Source organism: Pasteurella bettyae CCUG 2042 (genome assembly GCF_000262245.1).
Classification (GTDB): Bacteria; Pseudomonadota; Gammaproteobacteria; order Enterobacterales; family Pasteurellaceae; genus Basfia; species Basfia bettyae.
On sequence record NZ_AJSX01000031.1, the window covers coordinates 1 to 1,395 of the forward strand.

Annotated in this window: 3 protein-coding genes; 2 read left to right on the plus strand and 1 reads right to left on the minus strand. The window is 35.0% G+C overall.

Annotated features, from left to right (window positions below; translation table 11 throughout):
• Positions 1-14: 14 nt before the first annotated feature.
• Entirely contained in the window at positions 15-728 is a 714-nt protein-coding gene (locus HMPREF1052_RS06060) for a helix-turn-helix domain-containing protein (protein WP_005760703.1), read from the minus strand.
• Positions 729-936: 208 nt separating this feature from the next.
• Between HMPREF1052_RS06060 and HMPREF1052_RS06065 the strand changes: the two genes are divergently transcribed.
• Together HMPREF1052_RS06065 and HMPREF1052_RS06070 are read left to right on the plus strand one after the other, a co-directional pair.
• Positions 937-1,158 (plus strand): helix-turn-helix domain-containing protein, encoded by a 222-nt coding sequence (locus HMPREF1052_RS06065; protein WP_005760704.1) that lies wholly within the window; start codon positions 937-939, stop codon positions 1,156-1,158.
• Positions 1,159-1,174: 16 nt separating this feature from the next.
• A partial coding sequence (locus tag HMPREF1052_RS06070; RefSeq protein WP_005760702.1) for a DNA-binding protein occupies positions 1,175-1,395 on the plus strand: 221 nt, incomplete at its 3' end.

A 1,395-nucleotide genomic window follows, 5' to 3' on the forward strand; every position in this document is an offset into this window, starting at 1 on the left:
ATGTCGGCAACATATTAGAAGTCACGATAGCCACGCACGACTTGCCCTATCACAATCAAGTTATTGGCTTCTTCAAAGTTTAGTTTTAATGGGCGATATGCTGGATTATCACTGATAAGCTCTACACCATTATAAGTAAATTGTACTTTCTTCACCAACATTGAGCCTGAATGATTCAGTATAAATATTTTACCTTCTAATAATTCACGTTTTGAGCGGTCCACAATGATTTCTTCGCCATCTTTTAGTGTTGGCTCCATGCTTTCACCTCTTACGGTAAACATCGCGCAATATTTAGATTTATTGCCGGTTCTTTGAAACCAAGAGCTTTCAACCATAACATATGTTGATTCATATTGCTCTTCATTTTCTAAACCTAACCCAGCTGAAACTCTAACGCCTCTAAAGTCGTCAATCGGTTCATAATAATCAGGATTAACCTGATTAAAGTCGGCAAAACCTTTTTCTTTTATTGCATGTTTCTCTGCTTCATTACGGAAATGACTTTTTATTGCTTGCATACCGTCTTTTAACCCTAAAGATAATTGAGTTGGCTTTGGTAAGCTTGATATGTGATATTCAAATCCACCTCCCTTAACCCCCTTGGCTTCTCTTGATATCCACTTTTCATTTTTTGCCTTTCTTGTAATGTTGGTTGCGTGGGCTGGCAATCCGTTCAAGCCTTCTAATTCTTTGGCACTAAACCAAACCTTATCTGATGATTTCATAAAACGCCTTTCTTAATCAAAACAATTTAAAAAGATTTAAATGATTAAGTTAAATAAAATCAATGATTTAAAATCAAATCTAAAAGATTTTAAAAATTTTATTAAATCACCTATTGATTAAGAAAATGATTTGGTATATATTTCAAATCGTAGGTGATTAAGTACTTAATCAAGTAGTCAAACAACTAACTTTTAAGGATCGCACAAAATGAAAGAAAAGGGAAGATCTAATGATATGCATAGAGCTGACATTAGAGCTGAATTGATTAAGAAAGGGATTTCACTGGCTCAATTAGGGATTCAGCATGGATTGGCAAAAACGACCTTGAGAAATGCTTTTGATAAACGCTACCCAAAAGGAGAACGAATTATTGCTGACGCTCTAGGGAAGGAACCTAAAGATATATGGCCTAGCAGATACTTAGACTGAATAAGGAATGAAAGTCATGAAATTATGGTTTAGTGCAAAAGAACTAGCTGGAATTGGAGGGCTATCAAAACACCCTAGTAATGTAAATAGATTGGCTAGAAAAGAAAAATGGCAATCTCAGCCATTAAAAGGAGTGAAAGGTGGCGGTGTTGAATATGCACTTTCATCACTTCCTGAATTGGTTCAAATGGAATTGCAAAAGAAATTTATATGTTCTGTTTCAAAACCCAAATCCCT